The 773-nt window shown below is 50.5% G+C and carries 1 protein-coding gene; it reads left to right on the top strand.

The window, feature by feature from the left end; translation table 11 throughout:
• The first annotated feature begins 334 nt into the window (after window positions 1-334).
• Window positions 335-571: a hypothetical protein gene (locus tag FJQ58_RS00940; RefSeq protein WP_139990582.1), complete on the top strand. Its 237-nt coding sequence runs from the start codon at window positions 335-337 to the stop codon at window positions 569-571.
• Window positions 572-773: the final 202 nt, after the last annotated feature.

Below are 773 nucleotides of genomic sequence, written 5' to 3'. Positions count from 1 at the left end.
GCACTTTTGCATCACATTCGCCGCTCGACCGCCGCTACGCGCTCCATGTGCTGCACTTCTGCATCACATTCGCCCCACCACCGCCGCTCCGCGCTCCATTTGCTGCACTTCCTCCTAGGCCCCCTAATTAAACTGGAGTCCTCCCATCCAATAATTTAAACTTAGGACAAGGGAGATGAAGCAGTATGGGAAAAAGGCTGAATGAGGAAGCACGCCTTAAAATTGTTCGAGAAGCGTTAGCTGGTATCAAGGTGGGGGTGTTATCCCGCATGTATAGCATCCATCCGGAAACGATCCGTGCTNAGCTGGTATCAAGGTGGGGGTGTTATCCCGCATGTATAGCATCCATCCGGAAACGATCCGTGCTTGGATCAGGGACTACCGTGATACAATCCCACTAGAGGAAATCCCAATGGCAGATGAACATCTGCAAGAGCTTCAACGGCTGCAAGAGGTAGAACAACGCTATGAAAAGGCCGTTAAGGTGCTCGGTGAGAAGGAACTCGAAATCGAGATTCTACGTGAACTGCTAAAAAAGAAAGCCCCCGCTTATCCGAGAAATTCGAAATAGCAGACCTATTTATTAAGCGGGGGGAAGCAACTGCAGTGGTTCTGCGCATCCTTGGGCTATCCGAATCCACCTACTACGACCGTAAAAAGCGAGCCACCAGCCAGACAGTGGAATGTCCTGCAGGTGACCGGAGAGGTCGACCTGTTCCAGGCTATTCATTCACAGTAACAGGGGAAAAAGTTAGTGACGAACAAATTAAGGA

This window comes from Paenibacillus paridis (assembly GCF_006345825.1).
GTDB classification, from domain to species: Bacteria; Bacillota; Bacilli; order Paenibacillales; family Paenibacillaceae; genus Pristimantibacillus; species Pristimantibacillus paridis.
The sequence above is the reverse complement of the archived record's forward strand: the minus strand, read 5'-3'. Positions and strand labels throughout refer to the sequence as shown.